The sequence below is a fragment of the Achromobacter marplatensis genome (assembly GCF_002209535.1).
Taxonomy (GTDB): Bacteria; Pseudomonadota; Gammaproteobacteria; order Burkholderiales; family Burkholderiaceae_B; genus Achromobacter; species Achromobacter marplatensis.
Map to the genome: position 1 here is coordinate 479872 of NZ_NJIG01000001.1, position 21529 is coordinate 501400.

The 21529-nt window shown below is 63.5% G+C and carries 20 protein-coding genes; 12 read left to right on the plus strand and 8 right to left on the minus strand.

What is annotated here, in order from left to right:
• Positions 1-206 precede the first annotated feature (206 nt).
• Positions 207-803 (minus strand): RBBP9/YdeN family alpha/beta hydrolase, encoded by a 597-nt coding sequence (locus CEY09_RS02040; protein WP_088587594.1) that lies wholly within the window; start codon positions 801-803, stop codon positions 207-209.
• A gap of 270 nt (positions 804-1073) precedes the next feature.
• On the opposite strand from CEY09_RS02040, the gene CEY09_RS02045 reads away from it, so the two are divergent.
• The 5 genes from CEY09_RS02045 to CEY09_RS02065 all read left to right on the plus strand — a co-directional run bounded on the left by CEY09_RS02045 (position 1074) and on the right by CEY09_RS02065 (position 6651).
• Entirely contained in the window at positions 1074-2201 is a 1128-nt protein-coding gene (locus CEY09_RS02045) for a branched-chain amino acid ABC transporter substrate-binding protein (RefSeq protein ID WP_088587342.1), read from the plus strand.
• A 221-nt stretch (positions 2202-2422) separates the two neighbouring features.
• The gene (locus tag CEY09_RS02050; RefSeq protein WP_006222178.1) at positions 2423-3124 is read left to right on the plus strand and encodes a response regulator; all 702 of its coding nucleotides are present in this window, start codon (positions 2423-2425) and stop codon (positions 3122-3124) included.
• The gene (locus CEY09_RS02055) at positions 3117-4424 is read left to right on the plus strand and encodes an ATP-binding protein (RefSeq protein ID WP_088587343.1); all 1308 of its coding nucleotides are present in this window, start codon (positions 3117-3119) and stop codon (positions 4422-4424) included. The genes CEY09_RS02050 and CEY09_RS02055 overlap by 8 nt, the downstream gene beginning before the upstream one ends.
• A 141-nt stretch (positions 4425-4565) precedes the next feature.
• The gene (locus tag CEY09_RS02060; protein WP_088587344.1) at positions 4566-5666 is read left to right on the plus strand and encodes a serine hydrolase domain-containing protein; all 1101 of its coding nucleotides are present in this window, start codon (positions 4566-4568) and stop codon (positions 5664-5666) included.
• A gap of 82 nt (positions 5667-5748) precedes the next feature.
• The gene (locus CEY09_RS02065; RefSeq protein WP_234818203.1) at positions 5749-6651 is read left to right on the plus strand and encodes a MipA/OmpV family protein; all 903 of its coding nucleotides are present in this window, start codon (positions 5749-5751) and stop codon (positions 6649-6651) included.
• Positions 6652-6746: 95 nt separating this feature from the next.
• Here the strand turns inward: CEY09_RS02065 and CEY09_RS02070 are convergent, their stop codons facing one another.
• The 4 genes from CEY09_RS02070 to ugpB form a co-directional block, all read right to left on the minus strand.
• Positions 6747-7835, minus strand: a complete 1089-nt coding sequence (locus tag CEY09_RS02070) for a sn-glycerol-3-phosphate import ATP-binding protein UgpC (RefSeq protein WP_088587345.1) — start codon at positions 7833-7835, stop codon at positions 6747-6749.
• A 49-nt stretch (positions 7836-7884) separates the two neighbouring features.
• Positions 7885-8736 (minus strand): sn-glycerol-3-phosphate ABC transporter permease UgpE, encoded by an 852-nt coding sequence (gene ugpE, locus CEY09_RS02075; RefSeq protein WP_006222173.1) that lies wholly within the window; start codon positions 8734-8736, stop codon positions 7885-7887.
• Between the two features lie 21 nt (positions 8737-8757).
• Positions 8758-9639 (minus strand): sn-glycerol-3-phosphate ABC transporter permease UgpA, encoded by an 882-nt coding sequence (ugpA, locus tag CEY09_RS02080; protein WP_006219636.1) that lies wholly within the window; start codon positions 9637-9639, stop codon positions 8758-8760.
• 200 nt (positions 9640-9839) lie between these two features.
• On the minus strand, positions 9840-11153 hold the full coding sequence (gene ugpB, locus CEY09_RS02085; protein WP_006222172.1) for a sn-glycerol-3-phosphate ABC transporter substrate-binding protein UgpB: 1314 nt from the start codon (positions 11151-11153) through the stop codon (positions 9840-9842).
• Between the two features lie 194 nt (positions 11154-11347).
• Here ugpB and proC point away from each other — a divergent pair, with 194 nt between their 5' ends.
• The 7 genes from proC (at position 11348) to CEY09_RS02120 (ending at position 18120) form a co-directional block, all read left to right on the plus strand.
• Positions 11348-12181 carry a pyrroline-5-carboxylate reductase gene (gene proC, locus CEY09_RS02090; RefSeq protein WP_006222171.1) on the plus strand — a complete coding sequence of 278 codons (834 nt, stop codon included), beginning with the start codon at positions 11348-11350 and terminating at the stop codon, positions 12179-12181.
• A complete protein-coding gene (locus CEY09_RS02095) occupies positions 12178-12732 on the plus strand; it encodes a queuosine precursor transporter (protein ID WP_088587346.1) in 555 nt (184 codons plus the stop codon). The genes proC and CEY09_RS02095 overlap by 4 nt, the downstream gene beginning before the upstream one ends.
• A gap of 454 nt (positions 12733-13186) precedes the next feature.
• Positions 13187-14302: a high-affinity branched-chain amino acid ABC transporter substrate-binding protein gene (locus CEY09_RS02100; protein ID WP_006222169.1), complete on the plus strand. Its 1116-nt coding sequence runs from the start codon at positions 13187-13189 to the stop codon at positions 14300-14302.
• 191 nt (positions 14303-14493) lie between these two features.
• Entirely contained in the window at positions 14494-15420 is a 927-nt protein-coding gene (livH, locus tag CEY09_RS02105; RefSeq protein WP_006222168.1) for a high-affinity branched-chain amino acid ABC transporter permease LivH, read from the plus strand.
• The gene (locus tag CEY09_RS02110; RefSeq protein WP_167389995.1) at positions 15420-16655 is read left to right on the plus strand and encodes a high-affinity branched-chain amino acid ABC transporter permease LivM; all 1236 of its coding nucleotides are present in this window, start codon (positions 15420-15422) and stop codon (positions 16653-16655) included. Before livH ends, CEY09_RS02110 begins: the two co-directional genes overlap by 1 nt.
• Positions 16652-17419, plus strand: coding sequence for a high-affinity branched-chain amino acid ABC transporter ATP-binding protein LivG (gene livG / locus CEY09_RS02115; RefSeq protein WP_006222166.1), 768 nt, complete (start codon positions 16652-16654; stop codon positions 17417-17419). The genes CEY09_RS02110 and livG overlap by 4 nt, the downstream gene beginning before the upstream one ends.
• Entirely contained in the window at positions 17419-18120 is a 702-nt protein-coding gene (locus tag CEY09_RS02120; RefSeq protein ID WP_006222165.1) for an ABC transporter ATP-binding protein, read from the plus strand. The genes livG and CEY09_RS02120 overlap by 1 nt, the downstream gene beginning before the upstream one ends.
• 115 nt (positions 18121-18235) lie before the next feature.
• Here CEY09_RS02120 and cuyB read toward each other — a convergent pair whose 3' ends face one another.
• Genes cuyB through CEY09_RS02135 form a run of 3 tightly spaced genes read right to left on the minus strand, consistent with a single transcriptional unit; the run spans position 18236 to position 21448 of the window.
• Positions 18236-18979, minus strand: coding sequence for a cysteate racemase (cuyB, locus tag CEY09_RS02125; RefSeq protein ID WP_006222164.1), 744 nt, complete (start codon positions 18977-18979; stop codon positions 18236-18238).
• A gap of 1 nt (position 18980) precedes the next feature.
• A complete protein-coding gene (locus tag CEY09_RS02130; protein WP_088587348.1) occupies positions 18981-20462 on the minus strand; it encodes an N-acyl-D-amino-acid deacylase family protein in 1482 nt (493 codons plus the stop codon).
• Positions 20463-20470: 8 nt separating this feature from the next.
• A complete protein-coding gene (locus CEY09_RS02135) occupies positions 20471-21448 on the minus strand; it encodes a Bug family tripartite tricarboxylate transporter substrate binding protein (protein ID WP_088587349.1) in 978 nt (325 codons plus the stop codon).
• Between the last annotated feature and the right edge of the window lie 81 nt (positions 21449-21529).

A 21529-nucleotide genomic window follows, 5' to 3' on the forward strand; every position in this document is an offset into this window, starting at 1 on the left:
TTGTAACTAGTATTGGGCAAGATTAATCAAAACAATTCAGGAGTGACGAAAATCTCGATCTTTCCTGTTGTGACCTGCAAAACTTGCAAGAATCGAACAACAAAAAGACCAAACCTGGCTAATCCTGGGTCAATTGCCTGCAGATTTGTGGCAAAAAAAACGCACCGGGAAGGTGCGCTTGCGCGGGTGCCACGATGAGCAGTTGGTCACGACACACCGCAGACCGGAACAGGCGGTATCCGCTTGGCGGGGGTGGGAATGCGCCACGAGGCGCGACGGCGCAATGCGCCGAATATCTTCAGCCCCTGTGGCCAGTCGGCCAAGCCGCTTTCGGCGTTGATGTGTCCGGCGCCGGGAAGCACGACGACCCGGCTGCCCCAGTCCTGCGCGAAGGCGCGCGCACGCTCAAGGCGGCAGTAGGGATCGTTGTCGCTGGCGATGACCACACTTTGGAACGGCAAGGGTTGGCGCGGAATGGGCGCAAACCCTCGCAAGCAATCGGGCGCGTCGGGGCGTTCGACATCGGCGGGCGCGACCAACAATGCCCCCGCGACCTTGGCCCGTAGCGGGACGGGCAGGGCGGCGCTGATCAGGCAGCCCAGGCTGTGGGCGATCAGCAGCACCGGGCTGCGGGCCTGGTCGACTTCGGTGGCCAGCGTGGAAATCCATTCAGGCGCGGCCGGGTTCTCCCAGTCGCGCTGCTGGATGCGCACGGCGTGGGGCAGCAGGGTTGCCCAGCGTGATTGCCAGTGGTCCGGTCCGGAGTTTTTCCATCCGGGGACGATGATCGGTTGGAGTCTCATGGCGGCCATGATGCCGCGACGCCCTAGTAACTCAAACGAATAAATCGTCCTTTGCATAGATGGTGCCGGGTATAAAGCGGCACCTGCCCGCGATGCGGCACCCAGGTGCGCCAAGAGCACCGGAAGTCGGGCCGGATGGGCTCCAAAAGCGGGGTTTTTTCAGTGTATGCTTGCCGTGCACATGCACAGTAACGGGGCGTGACCACATCGGTTTGAAGCGTCCGCCCGGTTCAAAAACCAACGATTACAAGCGATTAGAGGAGTCCACTCATGAAGCCAGTATTTCGTCTGACCCCGGTCATTGCGGCGCTGGGAGTCGCCGCTGGCCTGACGTTTGCGGCGGGAGCGCAAGCGCAAACCATCAAGATTGGCGTTGTCGGCCCCACCACCGGCGCCGTCACCCAGTATGGCGACATGGTCCGTGAAGGCGTCGACACGGCTGTCGAGCGCATCAACGCCGCTGGCGGCGTGAACGGCAAGAAGCTCGAAACCGTGGTCATCGACGACGGCTGCGAACCCAAGCAGGGTCCGGTGGCCGCCAACCGCGTCGTCAACAGCAAGATCGGATTCGTCGTGGGCCACGTGTGCTCGGGCGCCACCATCGCCGCTGCGGACATCTATAACAATGAAGGCGTCGTCATGGTGACGCCGTCGGCCACGGCCCCGGCGCTGACGGATGGCAAGAACTACGAGTTCATCTTCCGCACGATCGGCCGCGACGACCAGCAAGGCCCCGCCGCCGCCAAGTTTGTGCTCGAGAAGATCAAGCCGAAGAAGGCTGCCGTGCTGCACGACAAGCAGTCGTATGGCCAGGGCATCGCCACGGCCGTCAAGAACGACCTGGAAAAGGGCGGCGTGCCGGTCGCGGTGTTCGAGGGCATCAATGCCGGCGACAGCGACTACTCGGCCGTGATCACCAAGCTGAAGAGCCAAGGCGTCGATTTCGTCTACTACGGCGGCTACCACCCTGAAATGGGCTTGCTGCTGCGCCAGGCGGCCGAGCAAGGCGTGAAGGCCAAGTGGATGGGTCCGGAAGGCGCGGGCAACCCGGACATCAACGCCATCGCCGGCGACGCCGTCGAAGGCATGTTGGTGACCCTGCCGGCCGACTTCACCCAGAACGCCGCCAACGCCGATATCGTCAAGGCTTTCGAAGCCAAGAAGCGCAATGCCGGCGGCGCCTTCCAGATGACGGCCTACACGGCCACCCAGGTCATCGCGGACGGCATCAAGGGCGCGGGTTCGGACGACCCGACCAAGGTTGCCAAGTACCTGCACGCCAATTCCTTCGACACGCCGATCGGCAAGGTGTCGTGGAACAAGCAAGGTGACCTGACGAATTTCTCGTTCGACGTGTTCACCTGGCACAAGGATGGTTCCAAGACCGTCTACAAGTGATGCGCCAGCGGGCATAGGGTCGTCGGCCCTATCGCCCGCGGCATCGGATGCGGACCCGCAAGCGTCCGCATGACCACCGGGCCGGAAGCCACAGACTTCCGGCCCGGTTTTTGCATTTGAGTGCCCCCTGCCGGGAACCGGACCGCCACTGCGGTGTCGAACGGCCGGACCACCGCCCGCGAAAGCGCAGCGGCCCCTAGACCTACTCTTGTCCGCACATTATGACCAAGGCCCTACTAGTTGAAGACGATCCCAAGCTGTCGCGCCTGATCGCGCAGTTCCTGGAGCAACACGGGTTCAACGTCGCCCAGGCCTACCGCGGCGACCACGCCGTGGAAGCGTTCCGCCGCCACGAGCCGGCGATCACCATCCTGGATCTGATGCTGCCGGGACGGGATGGCCTGCAGGTGTGCCGCGATCTGCGCGCGTTCTCGTCCGCGCCCATCCTGATGCTGACCGCGCGCGAGGACGACCTGGACCAGATCCTGGGGCTGGAGTCCGGCGCCGACGATTACGTCATCAAACCCGTGGAGCCGCGCGTGCTGCTTGCGCGAATCCGCGCGCTGATGCGTCGCCACAATCAGCTGGACGAGCCGCCGGAGCATCTGGAGTTCGGGCCGCTGACCATTGACCGGCGCACGCGCGCCGTCGTTCATGCCGGCGTGGAAGTCGATCTGACGACGATGGAATTCGAGATGCTCTGGGCGCTGGCCAGCCAGGCCGGCCAGGTGTTGACCCGCGACGACTTGCTTAATGCCGTGCGGGGTATTGAATTCAATGGGCTGGATCGCAGCGTGGACGTCTGCGTGAGCAAGCTGCGGCGCAAGCTGGACGACGACCCGCGCGATCCGGCGCGCATCAAGACCGTGTGGGGCAAGGGCTATCTGTTCTCGCCCAAGGCGCACGAGGGCAGCGATGCTTAAGTTTGTCCTGCGGCTCTTCGTGGTGATGGCGATCGGTTTCGTCATCTCCAACGAAGTGGTGGATCGGACCGCAAATTACTTCTTCGAGCCGGTCAATGCGGCGTACGCGCGCGAAGCTGTTCGGGGGCAACTCCACAGCCTGACCCAGGAAGTGGGGCGGGTCGCACCAGAGGCGCGCGCGAGTTATGTGCGCGATGCGCTGGCTCCGCATTACGGCCTGGGGCTGAAAGTGCTGGATCCCGCGGACTACGAGGCCGCAAGCTATCAACTGACGGAAGAAGAACGCAAGACGATCGCCGACGGCGGCTTTTTCCTGCGTGACAAGCTGATGACGTTCGTCACCGCCATTCCAGGGCCGGGGGCGCAGTGGATCGAAGTGAAGCTGCCTCCGGAGCCACCGATCGGCCCGTGGGTGATCGCGGGCATCTATTCCGCGTTGGGGTTGCTGTTGTGCGCGTTCATGCTGGTGTGGGCGCTGCCCATCTGGCGTGACCTGGAAGCGCTGAAGACCGCGGCCCAGCGGATGGGGCAGGGCGATTTGCAGGCGCGGGCGCGGCTGTCGCGCCATTCCAGCATCCGCAACCTGGGCGAGACATTCAACCAGATGTCCGACCGCATCGGCGCGCTGATCAGCAATCAGCGCGACCTGACCAACGCCGTGTCGCACGAACTGCGCACCCCGATCGCCCGCCTGTCCTTTGAACTGGACATGATCGATCGCGAAGCCGACCCCGAAGCGCGCAAGCGGTTGGTCGAGGAAATGAAGAACGACGTGGCGGAACTGGACAGCATGGCATCCGAACTGCTGATGTACGCCCGACTGGAACACAAAAGCGACGACGTCGCGCTGCGGGCGCAGGATGCGCGCGGGTGGCTGGATTCCGTCGTGCAGCACGCGGCTTACGAAGCCGGCGTCTCGGGCGTGCATTGTGCCGTGTCGCAGTGCGATGTGGCCCAAGTGAGGCTACACCAGCGCTACATGACGCGGGCGCTGCTGAATCTGCTGCAGAACGCCATCCGCCATGCCGGCGGCCGGGTGCAGGTCAGCCTGACCAGCCCGGCGCCGCAGGAATACGTACTGACGGTGGATGACGACGGGCCGGGCGTGCCGCCCGCCGACCGCGAACGCATCTTCGAGCCCTTCATCCGCCTGGACGAAAGCCGCGACCGCGGCACGGGCGGCACCGGGTTGGGGCTGGCCATCGTGAGCCGGGTCGCGCGGTGGCATAACGGCACGGCGCTGGCCACCGACAGCCCCTTGGGGGGCGCGCGTTTCGTGGTCAGTTGGAAGGCGGACTGACGCGGCGTCGGCGACAGGCGTAAAGAAACTTCACAAAACGCGCTCCGAATCTTCACAAACTCCATACAAAGCGGGAAAGATCCGGCTCGGGCGCGTGGATAGCATGACGGCATTCTTCTTGAAGAGGGTTTGCCGCCAACCATGTTTTCCCTTAGCCGCCTCGTCGCCATCGGGTCGTTGCTGGTCGCCGCCGGCGGCTGTCAGCATCTGCCGCCGGCGGCGCCGCCCACCGTCGCAAAAGGCGACTACGCAGCGGTTCTGGGATATCTGGAAGCACGCATTCCTTACGACATGGGCAAGCACAAGGTGCCTGGCCTGTCGATCGCCATCGTCGACGACCAGCGCGTGGTCTGGAGCACGGGTTTCGGGTATGCGGATCCGGTCCGGCATCGCACCGCGACCAGCGACACCCTGTACCGGGTAGGCGCCATCAGCAAGATCGTCACGGCGGCAGGCGTCCTGCGCGCCGCGGATGACGGCAGCCTGCCGCTGGATGCGCCGGCCGGACAGTCCCTGCCCGATTGGCATGTCGAACCGCGCCGCAACGCCCTGCAGTGGATGGGGGCAGATCCCTACACCGCGCGCAACTTGCTGACCCTGCATCCGTCCACGCTGGAAGACACAATGGGCCGAGCCCGCGCTGACATGGCGTACGCCTTGCTGGGCGACATGGTGGCGCATGTGGCCCGCGAACCGCTTGACGACTATGTACGCCGCACGATCTTGCAGCCGTTGAACATGCCGCGCGCGGGCTATCGGGCAGACGCCCGCATGCTTGATTTGCGTGCGGCGGGTTATCGCCGCGGCGTTCCCTGGAACGAAGGCCCGCAGCCCAACGAGGCGGCCGACGGCCTGTGGATGAGCACCTCCGAAATGGCGCGGTTTTCCAGCATGTTGTTCGCCGGCGGCGTGTACCGGGGCGCGCGTGTGCTGAAGGATGAATCCGCCACCGCCGTCCTGAACCTGGAAACGGTATCCGGCGCCAGTCTGGACCTGAGTTGCCGCCTGGCGCTCTCCTGGCTGGCCGCGCCCTGCGGCGAGGACATCGTGGGCGGCGCTCCACTGCATGAGCACAGCGGCGCTACCGAAGCCTTTCACGCCAGATACCTGTTGGCCCCGCAAGACAAGCTTGCCGTGCTGGTCATGAGCAATGCCGATACGGGCGAGCCCCTGGTGGCGTCTGTATCGACGCTGGCCATGCATCTGATGCGGCAGGCCAAGCAAGGCGCTGGCGTCGACTAGCCCAGGCCGACAGGACATATTTCGCGCCCCGCAGGCGCGCTGAGCCTGCACCGTTCATCAACCTCGTTTCCCGGATGCATTTATGAAGCGATTTCCCCTTTTGTCGTTTGTCCCGCGCCGTGCCGCCGCGGCAGCATTGCTGGTGGCGGCCCCAAGCCTGTCCGCCGTTGCCGCCGATCTGTCGGTCACGGACGCCAGTTCAGTCTATGGACAGCGGGGCGCGAGCTCTCGGGGTTTGACGGTGGCGACCGGGGACGAGCGCCCGGAAGGCCAATGGACCTTTTACGGCACGGCCGGCGTGGGCTATGCGCCGCGGTATAGCGGCAGCGACGAGAGTTCCGTCGTGCCGATCGTTGGTTTCGGTGTGCGCAGTCCCAACGGCTTCTTCCTGGGCACTGATCACGGCCTGGGCTGGGAGACGCAGGCGCTGGACAGTACGTTCCGCTTCTATGTGTCGCCCAGTGCCTCGCGCAAGGACCACAAGAAAGGCTTCCAGGGATCGGACAAGCTGCGCGGCATGGGCGACATCAAAAGCCGCGCCCAGATCGGCATGGATGCCGAAACGGCGCTGGGGCCTGTCGTGCTGTCGGCGACCGTGGCGCACGCGTTCAAGAAGGGCGACGACAGCGACGTGGGTAGCGCCTATACGATGTTCAACCTGGGCGCCAGCACGACGGTGTATGAAGGTTCGGCGGGCTCGGTGTCCCTGGCGCTGAGCGGCACGTTGGGCGACGGCAACTACATGCGCACCTGGTACGGCGTCAGTGACCGGCAATCGGCCAAATCGGGCTATCGCCGCTACAACCCCAAGGGCGGCCTGGAGAGCATGGGCTTGGGCGCAACCTGGACGCTGCCGGTTAGCCAGTCCTGGTCCTGGACGGTCGCGGCCGAGGCACGGCGGCTGTTTGGAGACGCGGCAGACAGCCCGATCGTGAAAGACCGGAACCAGTACACCATCGGAACGATGGTGACGTACACGTATTGAGGCGGGAAGGGACTCGCCGCCGGCAGGCGGCGAGTTTAGGAAAGGAACCGGGCTAGCGCTTGGCCGCCGGTTCTTTCGAGGATGCGCAGAAAGGCTTACAGGCCTTGGACGCGGCGGCCCGTGTCGGCTTCGAACCAGTGCAGGGGATGGCGGCCGTCCGGGCCCACGTTGACGCGGTCCGTCACCTTGGCGGACGACTCGGACAACTGGCGGGTGGTGCAGCGCACGACCAGCGTGGTCTTGCCGCAACGGCAGTGGACCAGTTGTTCCGAGCCCAGCGTTTCCACCATTTCGACTTCCGCCGGCACGCCTTGCGTGTTCAGCAGCATGTGTTCCGGACGCATGCCCATGATGACCTTGCGGCCACGAACCTGCGCCGGCACCTGCAGCGGCGAGATCTCCAGCGCCATGCCGTCGGTGGTCTGCACCGTGCCGTCGCCGGCCACTTGCACTTCCATCAGGTTCATCGGGGGCGAGCCGATAAAGCCGGCGACAAACGTCGATGCGGGCTTTTCGAACACTTCCATCGGGGTGCCGATCTGCTCGGGCACGCCCTGATACATGACGATCATGCGGTGGGCCAGGGTCATGGCTTCGACCTGATCGTGCGTCACGTACAGGCTGGTGGTGCCCAGGCGGCGATGCAGCTTCATGATTTCCAGACGCATCGCCACGCGCAGCTTGGCGTCCAGGTTGGACAGCGGCTCGTCGAACAGGAAGACCTTGGGTTCGCGCACGATGGCGCGGCCCATGGCGACGCGCTGGCGCTGGCCGCCGGACAGCGCGCGGGGACGGCGGTCCAGCAGGTGGCTCAGTTCCAGGATCTGCGCGGCGACGTCGACCCGCTTCTTGATTTCTTCCTTGGAGAACTTGCGGATCTTCAAGCCGTAGGCCATGTTCTCGAACACGGTCATGTGCGGGTAGAGCGCGTAGTTCTGGAACACCATCGCGATATCGCGTTCGGCGGGTTCCAGCGTGTTGACGACCTTGTCGTCGATCACGATGTCGCCGCTGGTGACGGATTCCAGGCCGGCGACCATGCGCATCAGCGTGGATTTGCCGCAGCCCGACGGGCCGACGATGACGATGAATTCACCGTCTTTGACATCCATGTCGATGCCATGGATGACCGGCACGTTGCCGGCGTAGGTTTTCTTGACGTTACGGAAGCTGAGAGTAGCCATGTTTATTCGTGTTCGGAGTCGTGTTCGGGTGGGTGCGGATGGGCAAGCGTCACTTTTCAGTGTCGACCAGACCCTTGACGAACCATTTCTGCATCAGGATGACGACGAGCGCCGGCGGAATCATGGCCAGCATGGCGGTGGCCATGGTGATGTTCCATTCGGTGACGCTGTCGCCGCCGCTGATCATCCGCTTGATGCCGATGACGACGGGGTACATGTCTTCCTGGGTGGTAACGAGCAGCGGCCACAGGTATTGGTTCCAGCCATAGATGAACTGGATCACGAACAGGGCGGCGATGCTGGTCTTGGACAGGGGCAGCAGCACGTCGAAGAAGAAGCGCACCGGGCCTGCGCCGTCGATGCGCGCGGCTTCGATCAGCTCGTCCGGCACCGTCAGGAAGAACTGGCGGAACAGGAAGGTGGCCGTGGCCGACGCAATCAGCGGAAGCGTCAGGCCGGCATAGCTGTTGAGCAGGCCCAGGTCCGCCACCACCTTGTAGGTGGGCGCGATCCGGACTTCGACGGGCAGCATCAGGGTGACGAAGATCATCCAGAAAAAGAACATGCGGCCAGGAAAGCGGAAGTACACGACCGCGAAAGCCGACAGCAGCGAGATCGCGATCTTGCCGATGGAAATCGACAGGGCCATGATCAGGCTGACATACATCATGCGGCCCACGGGCGCGCCCGACGAACCGCCGGACGAGCCGCCGAACAGCGCCTGCATGTAGTTATCGACAAAGTGCGGACCGGGAATCAGCGACATCGGCGCTTGCGCCACTTCCTGAGCGGTCTGGGTAGACGCGACGAAAGTGATGTAAAGCGGAAATGCCACCATCGCCACCCCGCAGAGCAGAATGACGTGGGCCAGAATATCCAGCCAGGGACGGCGTTCAACCATTGTTATTAGCCTCGAACAAAATCAATACTGCACTTTGCGGTCGACGTACCGGAACTGTACGACCGTCAAGGCAACCACAATGAACATCAGCACAACCGACTGGGCCGCGGACGAACCCAGGTCCAGGCCGCGGAAGCCGTCGCTGTACACCTTGTAGACCAGGATCGAGGTCGACGTGCCGGGACCGCCTTGCGTGGTGGTATCCACGACCGCGAAGGTGTCGAAGAAGGCATAGATGATGTTGACCACGAGCAGGAAGAACGTGGTGGGCGACAGCAGCGGGAACACGATGCTCCAGAAGCGGCGGGCCGGGCTTGCGCCGTCGATCGCGGCGGCTTCGATGAGCGAACGCGGGATCGATTGCAGGCCTGCCAGGAAGAACAGGAAGTTGTACGAGATCTGCTTCCACACGGCAGCCACCAGCACCAGCATCATTGCCTGGTTGCCGTCCAGCCGGGGGTTCCAGTCCACGCCGGACTTGCGCAACGCAACCGCCAGGATGCCGACGGAAGGGGAGAACATGAACAGCCACAGCACGCCGACGACGGCGGGCGCCACGGCGTAGGGCCAGATCAGCAGCGTCTTGTAGAGTCCTGCGCCGCGAATCACGCGGTCGGCCATGACGGCCAGCAGCAAGGACACGCCAAGACCCACCACCGCCACCAGCACCGAGAACACGGCGGTGACGCGGAAGGAATCGAGGTAGGCCTGTTGCGAGAACAGTTCCATGAAGTTGTCGAGCCCGACGAACTCGGACGACAGACCGAAGGCATCTTCAAGCCGCATGGACTGCCACATGGCTTGTCCGGCAGGCAGGAAAAAGAAGACCACGGTAATGATCAGCTGCGGCAGAAGCAGCAGATAGGGCAAGGTCTTGTGCCCGAATACAACGCGTTTTTCCATAGGGGGAACCCAAGGTACAGAAAAGCGGCGGTTGGATTAACCGCCGCTTGAAACCGCTTTCATAAAAATACGATAGGCTTAAAGCCCTAAAAAAACCAGGGCTTTAAGCCTTGCGCTTGCATCCGGTCTGGCCGCTAAGTGCTTGTCATTGCATGGAAAATGCTAGTTGACAAACACCCGCCGGCGTCCCGGAAAGGGCGTTACTTTACACTCTTCTCGAACTTCTCCAGCAACTCGTTGCCGCGCTTGACGATGTTCTCGGCGCCGTCCTTGGCCGCAACCTTACCGGACACGATGCGTTCGATTTCAGCGTCTTCGATTTCACGGATCTGCGGCAGGAAGCCCAGGCGCAGGCCACGCGACTGCGCGGTCGTTTCCACGTTCAGCTGCTTCACGCCGACTTCGGTGCCCGGATTCTTGTCATAGAAACCGTCTTTCTTCGTCAGTTCGTAGGCAGCCTTGGTGACCGGCACATAGCCCGTCTGCTGGTGCCAGCGAGCAGCGATTTCCGGGCTGGCCAGGAACTTGAAGAACGCGGTCACGCCCTTGTAGGTTTCCGGCTTCTTGTTGGCGAAGACCCACAGCGAAGCGCCGCCGATGATGGTGTTCTGCGGGGCGCCTTGCACGTCGGCGTAGTAGGGCACGGTCGAGGTGCCAAATTCGAACTTGGCGTTTTTGGCGATGTTGGCGCGCAGGCCGGACGAACCGGTGATCATGGCGCACTTGCCGCTGATGAACAGCGAGTTCGGCTCGTCGCCGCGGCCGCCGTACATGAAGATGCCTTCCTTGCCCAGCTTGGCCAGGTTTTCCAGATGGCGCACGTGCAGCGGAGTGTTGATGGCGATGCGAGCGTCCAGGCCGCCGAAACCGTTGTCCTTGGTGGCGTACGGCACGTTATGCCAGGCCGAGAACGTTTCCAGCTGGACCCACGACGGCCAGGAGGTCGTGTAGCCGCATTCCTGGCCGGCTGCCTTCAGCTTCTGGCCAGCGGCTGCCAGCTCTTCCCAGGTCTTGGGGGGATTGTCGGCGTCCAGGCCAGCCTTCTTGAAGGCGTCCTTGTTGTAGTAGAACACCACGGTCGAGCTGTTGAAGGGCATCGACACCAGCTTGCCGTCGGCCGACGAGTAGTAGCCCGCGACCGCGCCGATGAATTCCTTCGGGTCGATCGGGTTGCCGACTTCTTCGGACATCTGCTGCACCGGCTTGATGGCGCCCTTGGCGTACATCATGGTGGCGGTGCCGACTTCGAACACCTGGAGGATGTCCGGGGCGTTGCCGGCGCGGAACGCGGCGATGCCGGCGTTCATGGACTCACCGTAGTTGCCCTTGTAGATTGCCTTGACCTGGTAGTCAGGGTTCTTCTTGTTGAATTCGTCCACCAGACCGTTCACGCGGTCGCCCAGGGCGCCTTCCATCGAGTGCCAGAACTGGATCTCGGTGGCGGCATGCGCGGAGGCGCCTGCGAAAGCCGTCATGATGGCGGCGAAGGTTAAAGCAATACGATGGGATCGCATGGTGAGGTTTCCTCCAGTTGGGCGTGTTGCGACCGGGTTGTCCGGGCACAGAAAACACGACACCTTATGAATTGTTTGTGACAAAACCGTGACTTTCACATCACTCTAAACGCCTGTCAAATTGCGCGTTTTAGGCGCGAACGAACATTTTCTTTTTTTTCCCCAACGAAGCTGACCGTTTACAATGCTTGGCTATGAAAAACGAACTTTCGATTGCGTTCATTGGCGGCGGCAATATGGCGGCCGCTTTGGCCTCCGGACTGGCTGGCAAAGTATGCCCCGCCGGGAACATCCATGTCATTGACATAAACCAGGATGGGCATGCCGCCTGGCAGGCCCGCGGCATGACCACCGCGACGGCCCCCGACGAGGCCCTGGCGCGGTGCCGCGTATGGGTGTTCGCAGTCAAGCCACAGAACATGAAAGATGTTGTGGCTTCCACACGTCAGTGGTTGCAGGACGACACCTTGGTGGTAAGCGTTGCGGCCGGAATCCGGGCCGACACCCTGGCCGGCTGGCTGGGTTCGCCTGACGCGCCGTTCAAGCGCCTGGTGCGCTGCATGCCGAACACGCCCGCGCTGGTGGGCGCGGGCATCACGGGTCTTGCCGCGCTGGACGGCGTGAGCGAAGCCGACCGCGAATTGGCCGCCACCTTGCTGGCAAGCGTCGGGCAAGTGGTCTGGGTGGCCGACGATGCCGCGCTGGATGGCGTGACGGCGTTGTCGGGCAGTGGTCCGGCGTATGTGTTCCTGTTCCTCGAAGCGCTGGTGGCGGGCGGCCTGAAGGTCGGGCTGACCGAAGCCCAGGCCAAGCAGTTGGCGCTGGGCACGCTGGCGGGCGCGACCAAGCTGGCCTCCGAGTCTACCGAGCCCCTGGCGGTGCTGCGCGAACGCGTCACCTCCAAGGGCGGCACCACGGCTGCTGCCTTGGCGGCGTTCGGCGATGCCGGCTTCACGGGCATCGTGGAAGACGCGATGGCCGCCGCGGCCCGTCGCTCGCGCGAGCTGGCCGAGGAGTTCGGGAAATGAGCGTGGCAAGCCGGGGCTTTCCGCCCATGAGCCGCTTGCAGTTCGGTGTTGCCGTGCTGTGCATGCTGCTGGTGGTGGTGGGCTCGAACATCCTGGTCCAGGTGCCGCTGAACGACTGGCTGACGTGGGGCGGGCTGTCGTATCCGGTGGCCTTCCTCGTCACTGACGTACTGAACCGCCGCTTTGGCCCGCGCGCCGCGCGCCGCGTGGTCTGGTTCGGCTTTGCCGCTGCGCTGGTGGTGTCGTTCTGGGTAGCGTCGCCGCGCATCGCGCTGGCTTCGGGCCTGGCCTACATCTGCGCCCAACTGGTCGACATCCAGGTCTTTGACCGCTTGCGTGACCAGCGCTGGTGGCGCGCGCCGTTGGTATCGGGCGTGCTGGGCGCGATCCTGGACACGGCAGTGTTCTTCAGCGTGGCGTTCGCCGCCACCGGCGCGCCCTGGACGACGTGGATGATGGGCGACCTGGCGATCAAGCTGGTGGTCAATATCAGCATGCTGGCGCCGTTCCGTGCGCTGATGTGGAACCTGGCCAAACCCGCCAACGCCTGATCGCGATCATCGGGGCAGGCAAGGCGTCCAAAGAAAAGCGTGCATCGCGGCGGCTCAAGGCCCGCCGGATGTGCGCTTTTTTATTAACGCGATAATCATTATTCGTAAGTCCCGCGTAAGTACTGTATTTAAATGCATTTTCGAACGGCGTATTAATGATTTTTCATAAATTGCGCCAAGCACAAAATCTTGTCGTTTGCCAATCTATTAATAAGGCAAATTTGCGATTTATCCAGTGAATTCATGGGCTTGTCACGCTGATCCGTCACGATTAAAGGTTGGCCTGGAAATATTGGGGATTACACGCAGTGACAGTATGGCGGCTTGCTTCCAGAATACCGGCCACACCGTGTTTTTGCCCAAGAAGCCGGCGACGCGCGATACGGATTGCGGGGTACCCACCCGATAACCCGTTTCGATCAGAGCCGCTCAAAACCTCGCTGGAGAACTCCGCATGAAGTTTCTGAATCGCCTTACCCCGGTAGCCATGGCGCTTGGGGCACTTGCCTTGGCTGGCGCCGCGCACGCCGCCGACACGATCAAGATCGGCATTCCCCAGCCCATGACCGGTCCCAACACCCAATATGGCGACCAGATCCAGGCCGGCGCCTTGACCGCTATCGAGACCATCAACGCCAAGGGCGGCGTGAAGGGCAAGAAGCTCGAACCGATCCTGATCGACGACGGCTGCGAACCCAAGCAGGCCGTGCCGGCCGCCAACCGCGTGGTCAACTCCGGCGCCAAGTTCGCCGTGGCCCATGCGTGCTCGGGCGTGACCGTTGCCGCCGTGAAGGTCTACGAGGAAGAGGGGATTGTCGGCATCACCCCGGGCGCCACGTCGCCGCTGGTGACGGACACCATCAAGCCGCATTACTTCTTCCGCACCATCGGCCGCGATGACCAGCAAGGCCCGTACGCCGCCAGCTACATCGCCAAGACGCTGAAGCCGCAGAAGGTCGCGGTGCTGCACGACAAGCAGACCTACGGCTCGGGCGTGGCCACCCAGGTCAAGGATTCGCTGGGCAAGGAAGGCGTGAACGTCGCCATGTTCGAAGGCATCAACGTCGGCGACAGCGATTACTCGGCCATCATCACCAAGCTGAAGTCCGCGGGCGTGGACCTGGTCTATTTCGGCGGCTACCACCCCGAACTCGGCCTGCTGCTGCGCCAGGCGCGCGAACAGGGCTTGAAGGTCCAGTTCATGGGTCCGGAAGGCACGGCCAACCAGGATCTGGTGGCCATCGCCGGCCCGGCCATCGACGGCCTGCTCGTCACGCTGCCGGCCGACTTCACCAAGCTGCCCGGCAACGAAAGCATCGTGAAGGCCTTCAAGGACGCCAAGCGCGATCCGGACGGCGCCTTCCAGATGCCGGCGTACGCCGCCGTGCAGATCCTGGCCGACAGCATCAACGCCGTGGGCGAAGATCCCGCCAAGGTCGCGGACTACATGCACAAGACTACCTTCAACACCGGCATCGGCAAGGTCGAATACGATGCCAAGGGTGATTTGAAGAACTTCGAGTTTGCTGTTTACAAATGGGACAAGAACGGAAAGAAGACCCAGCTGTAAACTCGCGATCCCGCCGGCGCGGTGCCGGCGTGTAGGGCCTGTCGTCCTCGTTGTGCCGTAATCCGCGTAGCGATGCGCCAAAAGCGCTGTGCGGCCGGCATCAGTTGACGGCAGGCCCTTATAAAATACGCCCAGGTTTCCGGCTCCGGGTCTCTCTACCGGGGCCGGAACCATTTGGAGCAAGAGAAATAATGTCTGACCTCATACCCCAACTTACCCAGCAATTCTTCAATGGATTGTCTCTGGGCGCGATCTATGCGTTGATTGCCATCGGCTACACAATGGTCTACGGCATCATCGGTATGATCAACTTCGCCCACGGCGAAATCTATATGATCGGCGCCTATGTCGGCCTGGTCACCTTGACGTCCATCGGCACCAACAGCGGCTTGCCGGTGCCATTCATCATCGCCGCCATGCTGCTTGTCGCGATCACCGTGACCGGCATCTACGGCTTTTCCGTCGAACGCGTGGCCTACCGGCCCGTACGAGGCAGCCCCCGACTGGTGGCGCTGATCTCGGCGATCGGCATGTCGATCTTCCTGCAGAACTGGGTGGCTCTTGGCCAAGGCGCGCGCGATATGGCCGTGCCCTCGCTGGTGTCGGGCGCCGTGCAGTTCCACATGGGATCGGACTTTGACGTGACGGTGCCGTATTCGCGCATCATGATCATCGTCGTGACGGTCGTGCTGATGGTCGGGCTGACGCTCTTCATCAAGTATTCCCGCATGGGCCGCGCCTCGCGCGCCTGCTCGCAGGACATGCACATGGCCAACCTGCTGGGCATCGACACCAATCGCGTGATTTCCTTCACGTTCGTGATGGGCGCGATCCTGGCGGCGGTGGGCGGCGTGCTGATCGCCATCACCATCGGCAAACTGAATCCCTTCATCGGCTTTTTGGCCGGCATCAAGGCCTTCACGGCAGCTGTGCTGGGCGGTATCGGCAGTATCCCCGGCGCCATGCTGGGTGGCGTGCTGCTGGGCCTGGCCGAAACGTTCGCAGCTGCGTATATCTCGTCACAGTACAAGGACATCGTGGCGTTCTCGCTGCTGGTCTTGATTCTGCTGTTCCGTCCCACCGGGCTGCTGGGCAAACCTGAGGTGGAAAAAGTCTGATGTCGAAAAATAATCTTAAAAACGCCACGATGGCGGCCGTGCTGACGGCGGTCATCGTTACCCCGGTATTCGGCCTGCAACTGATCCGCCAGGGTGCACGCACGTCAATGGAATCCCACTGGGGGCTGGTGGCGCTTGCCGCGGCCGTCGTGTTCGTGTTCCAGATGCTGCGCCCGTGGATCGCCTTGCCGTTCAAGAAGCTCAAGACGGCGTTGCCGACCTTGCCGTCGGCGCCGGCGAAGAACCACAAGGGGATGATGCTGCTGATCCTGGCGATAGCGGTCGTCTGGCCGTTCTTCGCGGGACGCAGCTCGGTCGACATCGCCACGCTGGTGCTGATCTACGTGATGCTGGGCCTGGGCCTGAACATCGTGGTGGGGTTTGCCGGCCTGCTTGACCTGGGCTTTGTAGGCTTCTATGCCGTGGGCGCCTACACCTATGCCTTGCTGTATCACTGGGGCGGCTGGAGCTTCTGGGAAGCGCTGCCGTTCTCGGGCGCGATGGCGGCCTTGTTCGGCTTCGTGCTGGGTTTCCCAGTGCTGCGCCTGCGGGGCGACTACCTGGCCATCGTGACGCTGGGGTTCGGTGAAATGATCCGCCTGCTGCTGATCAACCTGAATACGCTGACCGGAGGTCCGGACGGCATTTCGGGGATTCCGAAGCCCACCGTCTTCGGCCTGGAGATGACGCGCCGCGCCAGCACGGAAGGGGGCACGACGTTCCACGAGTTCTTCGGCCTGACGTTCCAGAACCAGGACATGGTGATCTATCTGTACATGATGGCGCTGTTGCTGGCGCTGGTCACGCTGTTCGTGTCGACGCGACTGATCCGCATGCCGGTCGGCCGTGCGTGGGAAGCGCTGCGCGAAGACGAGATCGCTTGCCGTTCGCTGGGCCTGAACCCCACGCGCATCAAGCTGTCCGCGTTCACGCTGGGCGCCACGTTTGCCGGCTTCGGTGGCGCGTTCTTCGCGGCGCGCCAAGGCATGGTGAACCCGGAATCCTTCACCTTCATCGAATCTGCGCTGATCCTGGCCATTGTGGTGCTGGGCGGCATGGGCTCGCAGGTGGGCGTGATCCTGGCGGCCGTGCTGCTGACGGTCCTGCCTGAACTGGCGCGCGAATTCGCCGAGTACCGGATGCTGATGTTCGGTCTGGTGATGGTGTTGATGATGATGTGGCGTCCGCAGGGGTTGTTGCCCATGAAGCGTCCCCACGTGGAGCTGTCTAAATGAGCGAGGCATTGCTTAAAGTATCCGGACTGACCATGCGGTTCGGCGGCCTGCTGGCCGTCGACAGCGTGGCGTTCGAAGTCAAATCCGACGAGGTTTTCGCCATCATCGGCCCCAACGGGGCCGGCAAGACCACCGTGTTCAACTGCGTGGGCGGCTTCTACGCGCCGACGGCGGGCGACATCATCATGGACGGCAAGCCGATCACCGGCCTGCCCAGCCATAAGGTCGCGCGCCACGGGCTGGTGCGCACGTTCCAGAACGTGCGCCTGTTCAAGCAGCTGACCGTGCTGGAAAACCTGCTGGTCGCCCAGCACACGCAGGTGGAATCGCGGCTGTTGCCGGGCCTGCTGAAGCTCAAGGGCTATCGCCAGTCCGAAACCGATGCGCTGTCGCGCGCGGCGCAATGGCTGGACTTCATGGGCTTGCGCGAATTCGCCAACCGCGAAGCGGGCAACCTGGCGTACGGCCATCAGCGCCGGCTGGAGATCGCGCGCTGCATGATCACCAAGCCGCGCCTCTTGATGCTGGACGAACCGGCGGCTGGCCTGAACCCTCAGGAAAAGCGCGATCTGCAATCGCTGATCGACCAACTGCGTCGCGAGTTCGGCGTCGCGGTACTGCTGATCGAGCACGACATGAGCCTGATCATGGGCATTTCCGACCGTATCCTCGTCATGGAACACGGCAAGCCCATCACTACCGGCACCCCCGAGCAGGTGCGCAACGACGAGCGCGTCATCAAAGCGTACCTGGGGGAGGAATGATGCTTAAGCTGGAAAACATACACACCTATTACGGCGCCATCCAGGCGTTGAACGGCGTGTCCGTGGACGTCAACAAGGGCGAAATCGTGACCTTGATCGGGGCTAACGGCGCCGGCAAGACAACGCTGCTGATGACGGTCTGCGGCAATCCCCGGGCCCGTGAAGGCAAGATCACGTTCGAAGGCGAGGACATCACCAACAAGGACACGCACCACATCATGCGCAATGGCATCGCCATTTCGCCGGAAGGTCGCCGGGTCTTCAAGGACCTGACCGTTGCCGAAAACCTGATGATGGGCGGCTTCTTCTCGAAGCGGTCGGAAATCGAGGCGGGCATCGAGCACGTCTACGGCTTGTTCCCGCGCTTGAAGGAGCGTTCCAGCCAGCGTGCCGGCCTGATGTCGGGCGGCGAGCAGCAGATGCTGGCTATCGGCCGTGCTTTGATGACGCGTCCGCGCCTGCTGTTGCTGGACGAACCCACGTTGGGTCTGGCGCCCCTGGTAATCGCGCAGATCTTCGACATCATCCGCGAGATCCGCGAACAAGGCGTGACGGTGTTCCTGGTGGAGCAGAACGCGAACAAGGCGCTGGGCGTGGCCGACCGCGGTTATGTGCTGGAGAACGGCCGTGTCGTGCTGCAGGACACGGGCGCCAATCTGCTGGTCAATGATCAGGTCCGCAAGGCTTACCTGGGCGGCTGACGTTCAGAACATTATTCCCCGCGAAGGGAAATTGGGGCGCATCGAAAGATGCGCTTTTTTTTCGGGTGGCGCGCAAGGCGGGCCAAAGGGCTTGACCGTCAGCGCGCGTCACCCCTCACGCCGCGATCAGTTGCTTGGCCTGGTCGGCTTCATAGTGCGCGATGGCGGCGCGGGCCAGCGCGTCGATCGAATCCGTCAGCGTCACGCCCAGGCTCGGTCGCAGCGCGTGCGGTACGGCCAGCGGCAGTTCGGTGCAGCCCAGCACCACGGCGTCGGCGCCGCGTGCTTTCAGGCGAGCGATGCACTCGGCGGCGGGCGCGAAGGCGGCTTCCAGCTGGTTGCCTTTGACGGCGCGGATCGAACCCATGCAATAGCGTTCGACTTCATCGTCGTCGGGCACGATGCACTCGTAGCCTTGGGCTTCAAGGTGCTTTTGATACAGCCCCAGCTTCAAGGTGGCCGCGGTGCCCATCAGGCCGATGCGGCCGCGCGGCAGGCCCAGCCGGCGCAGGTCGTCGATGACGGCCTGGATGATGTGCAGCACGGGCAGGCCGGTGGACGCGGCGATCTCGTCGTACCAGAGGTGGGCCGTGTTGCAGGGAATGGCGATCAATTGGGCGCCAGCCTGCTCCAGGAAGCGCACGCCGTCGACCATATGGGGAAGGGGGCTTTCGCCGCCCGCCATATAGGCGCTGGATCGGTCGGGAATTCTGGGGTCGTTGCGCAGCAGCGTGGGGATGTGTTGCTGGTCGATCGCGGCGGGCGTCAGCGCCGCCAGGCGAAGGGCGAAAGCCGCACCGGCCATGGGGCCCATGCCGCCCAATACACCCAGGTAGCAGCCCTGGGAAAACGTCTTCACTTTATAAACTCCGAGGTAATGCGTCGCCGGGCGTCAGGACCTGGCCCGGGCGTTCAGCGCTGGTCCGTTCCCCGTCCCACACCGGTTTGCCGTTGACCCACACCGTGTGGATGCCCTGGCTTGCCTGAATGGGAGCTGAAAAAGTGGCCACATCTGTCACCGTGGCGGGATCGAACAGCACCAGGTCAGCATGATACCCCTCGCGCAGCAACCCGCGCTCGGCGACGCCGTACTGTCCAGCCGCCAATCCCGTCATCTTGTGGATGGCGGCCTCCAGCGACAGCAGCTGCTGTTCACGCACCATCGTGCGCAGCACATTGGTGAACGTGCCCCATTGGCGGGGGTGCGGATGCGGGTCGAAGGGCAGGCCATCTGACCCGACCATGGTCAAAGGGTGCGCGAAGATCCGGTTGACGTCTGCCGGGTCCATCAGGAAGTAGATCGCGCCGGCTGGTGCCAGCCGGGCGACCGCGGCTTCATCGTCCAGGCCGAGTTGCTGCATGACCTCACTGAAGTCGCGGCCTGTGGCCTCGGGGTAGCCCTTGGACCACGTAATCATCGTACGGCTGGCCAGCCGCGCGCGGTCCAGGCGCAGCATGGTGGAGGTGGCGGGGTAGGGGTGGCAGTCCAGGCAGACCGGCTGGCTGGCGGCCGCGCGGCTGATCAGGTCCAGGGTTTCGCGCGTGCGGCCATGGTTGCGTTCGCCCGCCAGCTTGTGGTGCGAGAACACCACGCGGCAGTCCAGCTCGCGGCCGATCAGGAGCGCTTCTTCCATGGCCGGCACGATGTGGTCGGCTTCGTCGCGCAGGTGGGTGGCGTACAGGCCGTGCCGGCCCGATTCCCGCAAGTCCTTGAGCGGGCGGCAGACATCGATGATTTCATCGGTGGGCGCGGCGCTGGCCGGGGGGTAGAACGTGCCGGTGGAAACGCCGAACGCGCCGGCGTCCAGCGCTTCCTGCATCAGATTGCGCATGGCGGCGCGTTCGCCTTCGTCGGCGGCGCGTGACGTGTCGTCCATGACGGCGACGCGCAGCGTTGTATGGCCCACCAGCGGGATGACGTTTACGGCGGCGGGCGTGGCGCGCAGCGCATCCATCCAGGCGCGGAAGGTGCCGAAGCGGAACAGCTCGGGCGGGCCCAACAGGTCCAGCGGCTGCGGGATGGCGTCGCGCTGAAGCGGCGCGAGGCTGATCCCGCAATTGCCGGTGACGACCGTGGTGATGCCTTGCGACACCTTGGGCAGCATGTCCGGATGCGCCAGCAGGTAGCCGTCATCGTGGGTGTGCGAATCGATGAAGCCGGGGGCCAGGACCTGGCCCCGGCCGTCGATCACGGGCACGCCTTCGGGGTGGACGAAGCTGCCCACGGCCACGATGCGTTCGCCCAGCACGGCCAGGTCGCCTTGACGGGCGGGCCCGCCCGAGCCGTCGATAAGCGTGGCGCCCGCCACGATGAAGTCTGCCTGCAAGGTGCGATCCGTCATGGGGTTGCTTAGTCCAGTTTCTCGATGCCAGCGGTTTCGATGATCTTCTGCCACTTGGCGGTTTCACGATCGATCAGCTGCTTGAAATCCTCGGGCGAGCCCGTGGCGGGCTCGGCGCCCAGCGTGGCCAGGCCGGTACGCACTTCGGGCGCCTGCAGAGCCTTCTGGATGGCAGCGTTCAGCGTGGCCACTACGTCGGCGGGCGTACCCTTGGGGGCGACCACGCCGCCCCAGGCGACCGTTTCATAGCCCTTCAAGCCGGATTCGTCCAGCGTGGGCACATCGGGCATCAGCGACAGGCGTTTCAGGCTGCTGACGCCGATGGCGCGCACTTTGCCGCTCTTGACCAGCGGCGTAGCTTCGGAGGTGTTGACGAACAGGTAGTCCAGTCGGCCGCCCAGCAGGTCCTGGATGGCGGCAGGGCCGCCGTTGTAGGGGATGAACATCACATCGAGCTTGGCCATGCTCTTGAAGAGTTCGCCGCCCATGTGGCCCGTGGTGCCGACGCCCGAGGCGCCGTAAGACAGGCGGCCGGGCTGTTTGCGGGCCAGGTCGATCAGGTCCTGCACGCTCTTGACGGGGGAGTCGGCCGGCACGATCAGCGCGTTGTACAGGTCGAACATGTGGGCCACAGGCGTCAGGTCCTGGTCCACGTCGTAAGGCAGGCGCTTGAACAGCGAACGGTTCACGGCTAGCGTGTTGATGTTGCCGTAGCCCACGGTGTAGCCGTCGGCGGCGGCGCGCTTGACCAGCGCGATGCCGATGTTGCCGGCAGCGCCCGGACGGTTTTCGACGACCATCGTCGCGCCCGTGTCGCGGGCCAGCTGCGTCGTGATCAGGCGCGACAGCACGTCGGGCGATCCACCGGCGGCCGACGGCACGACGAAGGTGATGGGCTTGTCGGGATAAGGGCCGGCGACGGCGGTGCCGATCAATGCGGCGCTGATGGCCAGCGCGGACAAACTGCGGAAAAAGTTGCGGTGCATGGTGGTATTCCCCTTGTTTTGTTGTGTTGAGGGGCGCAGATTACACCCGCATTGCGGCGCTGCATCATCGAAAAATGTGGC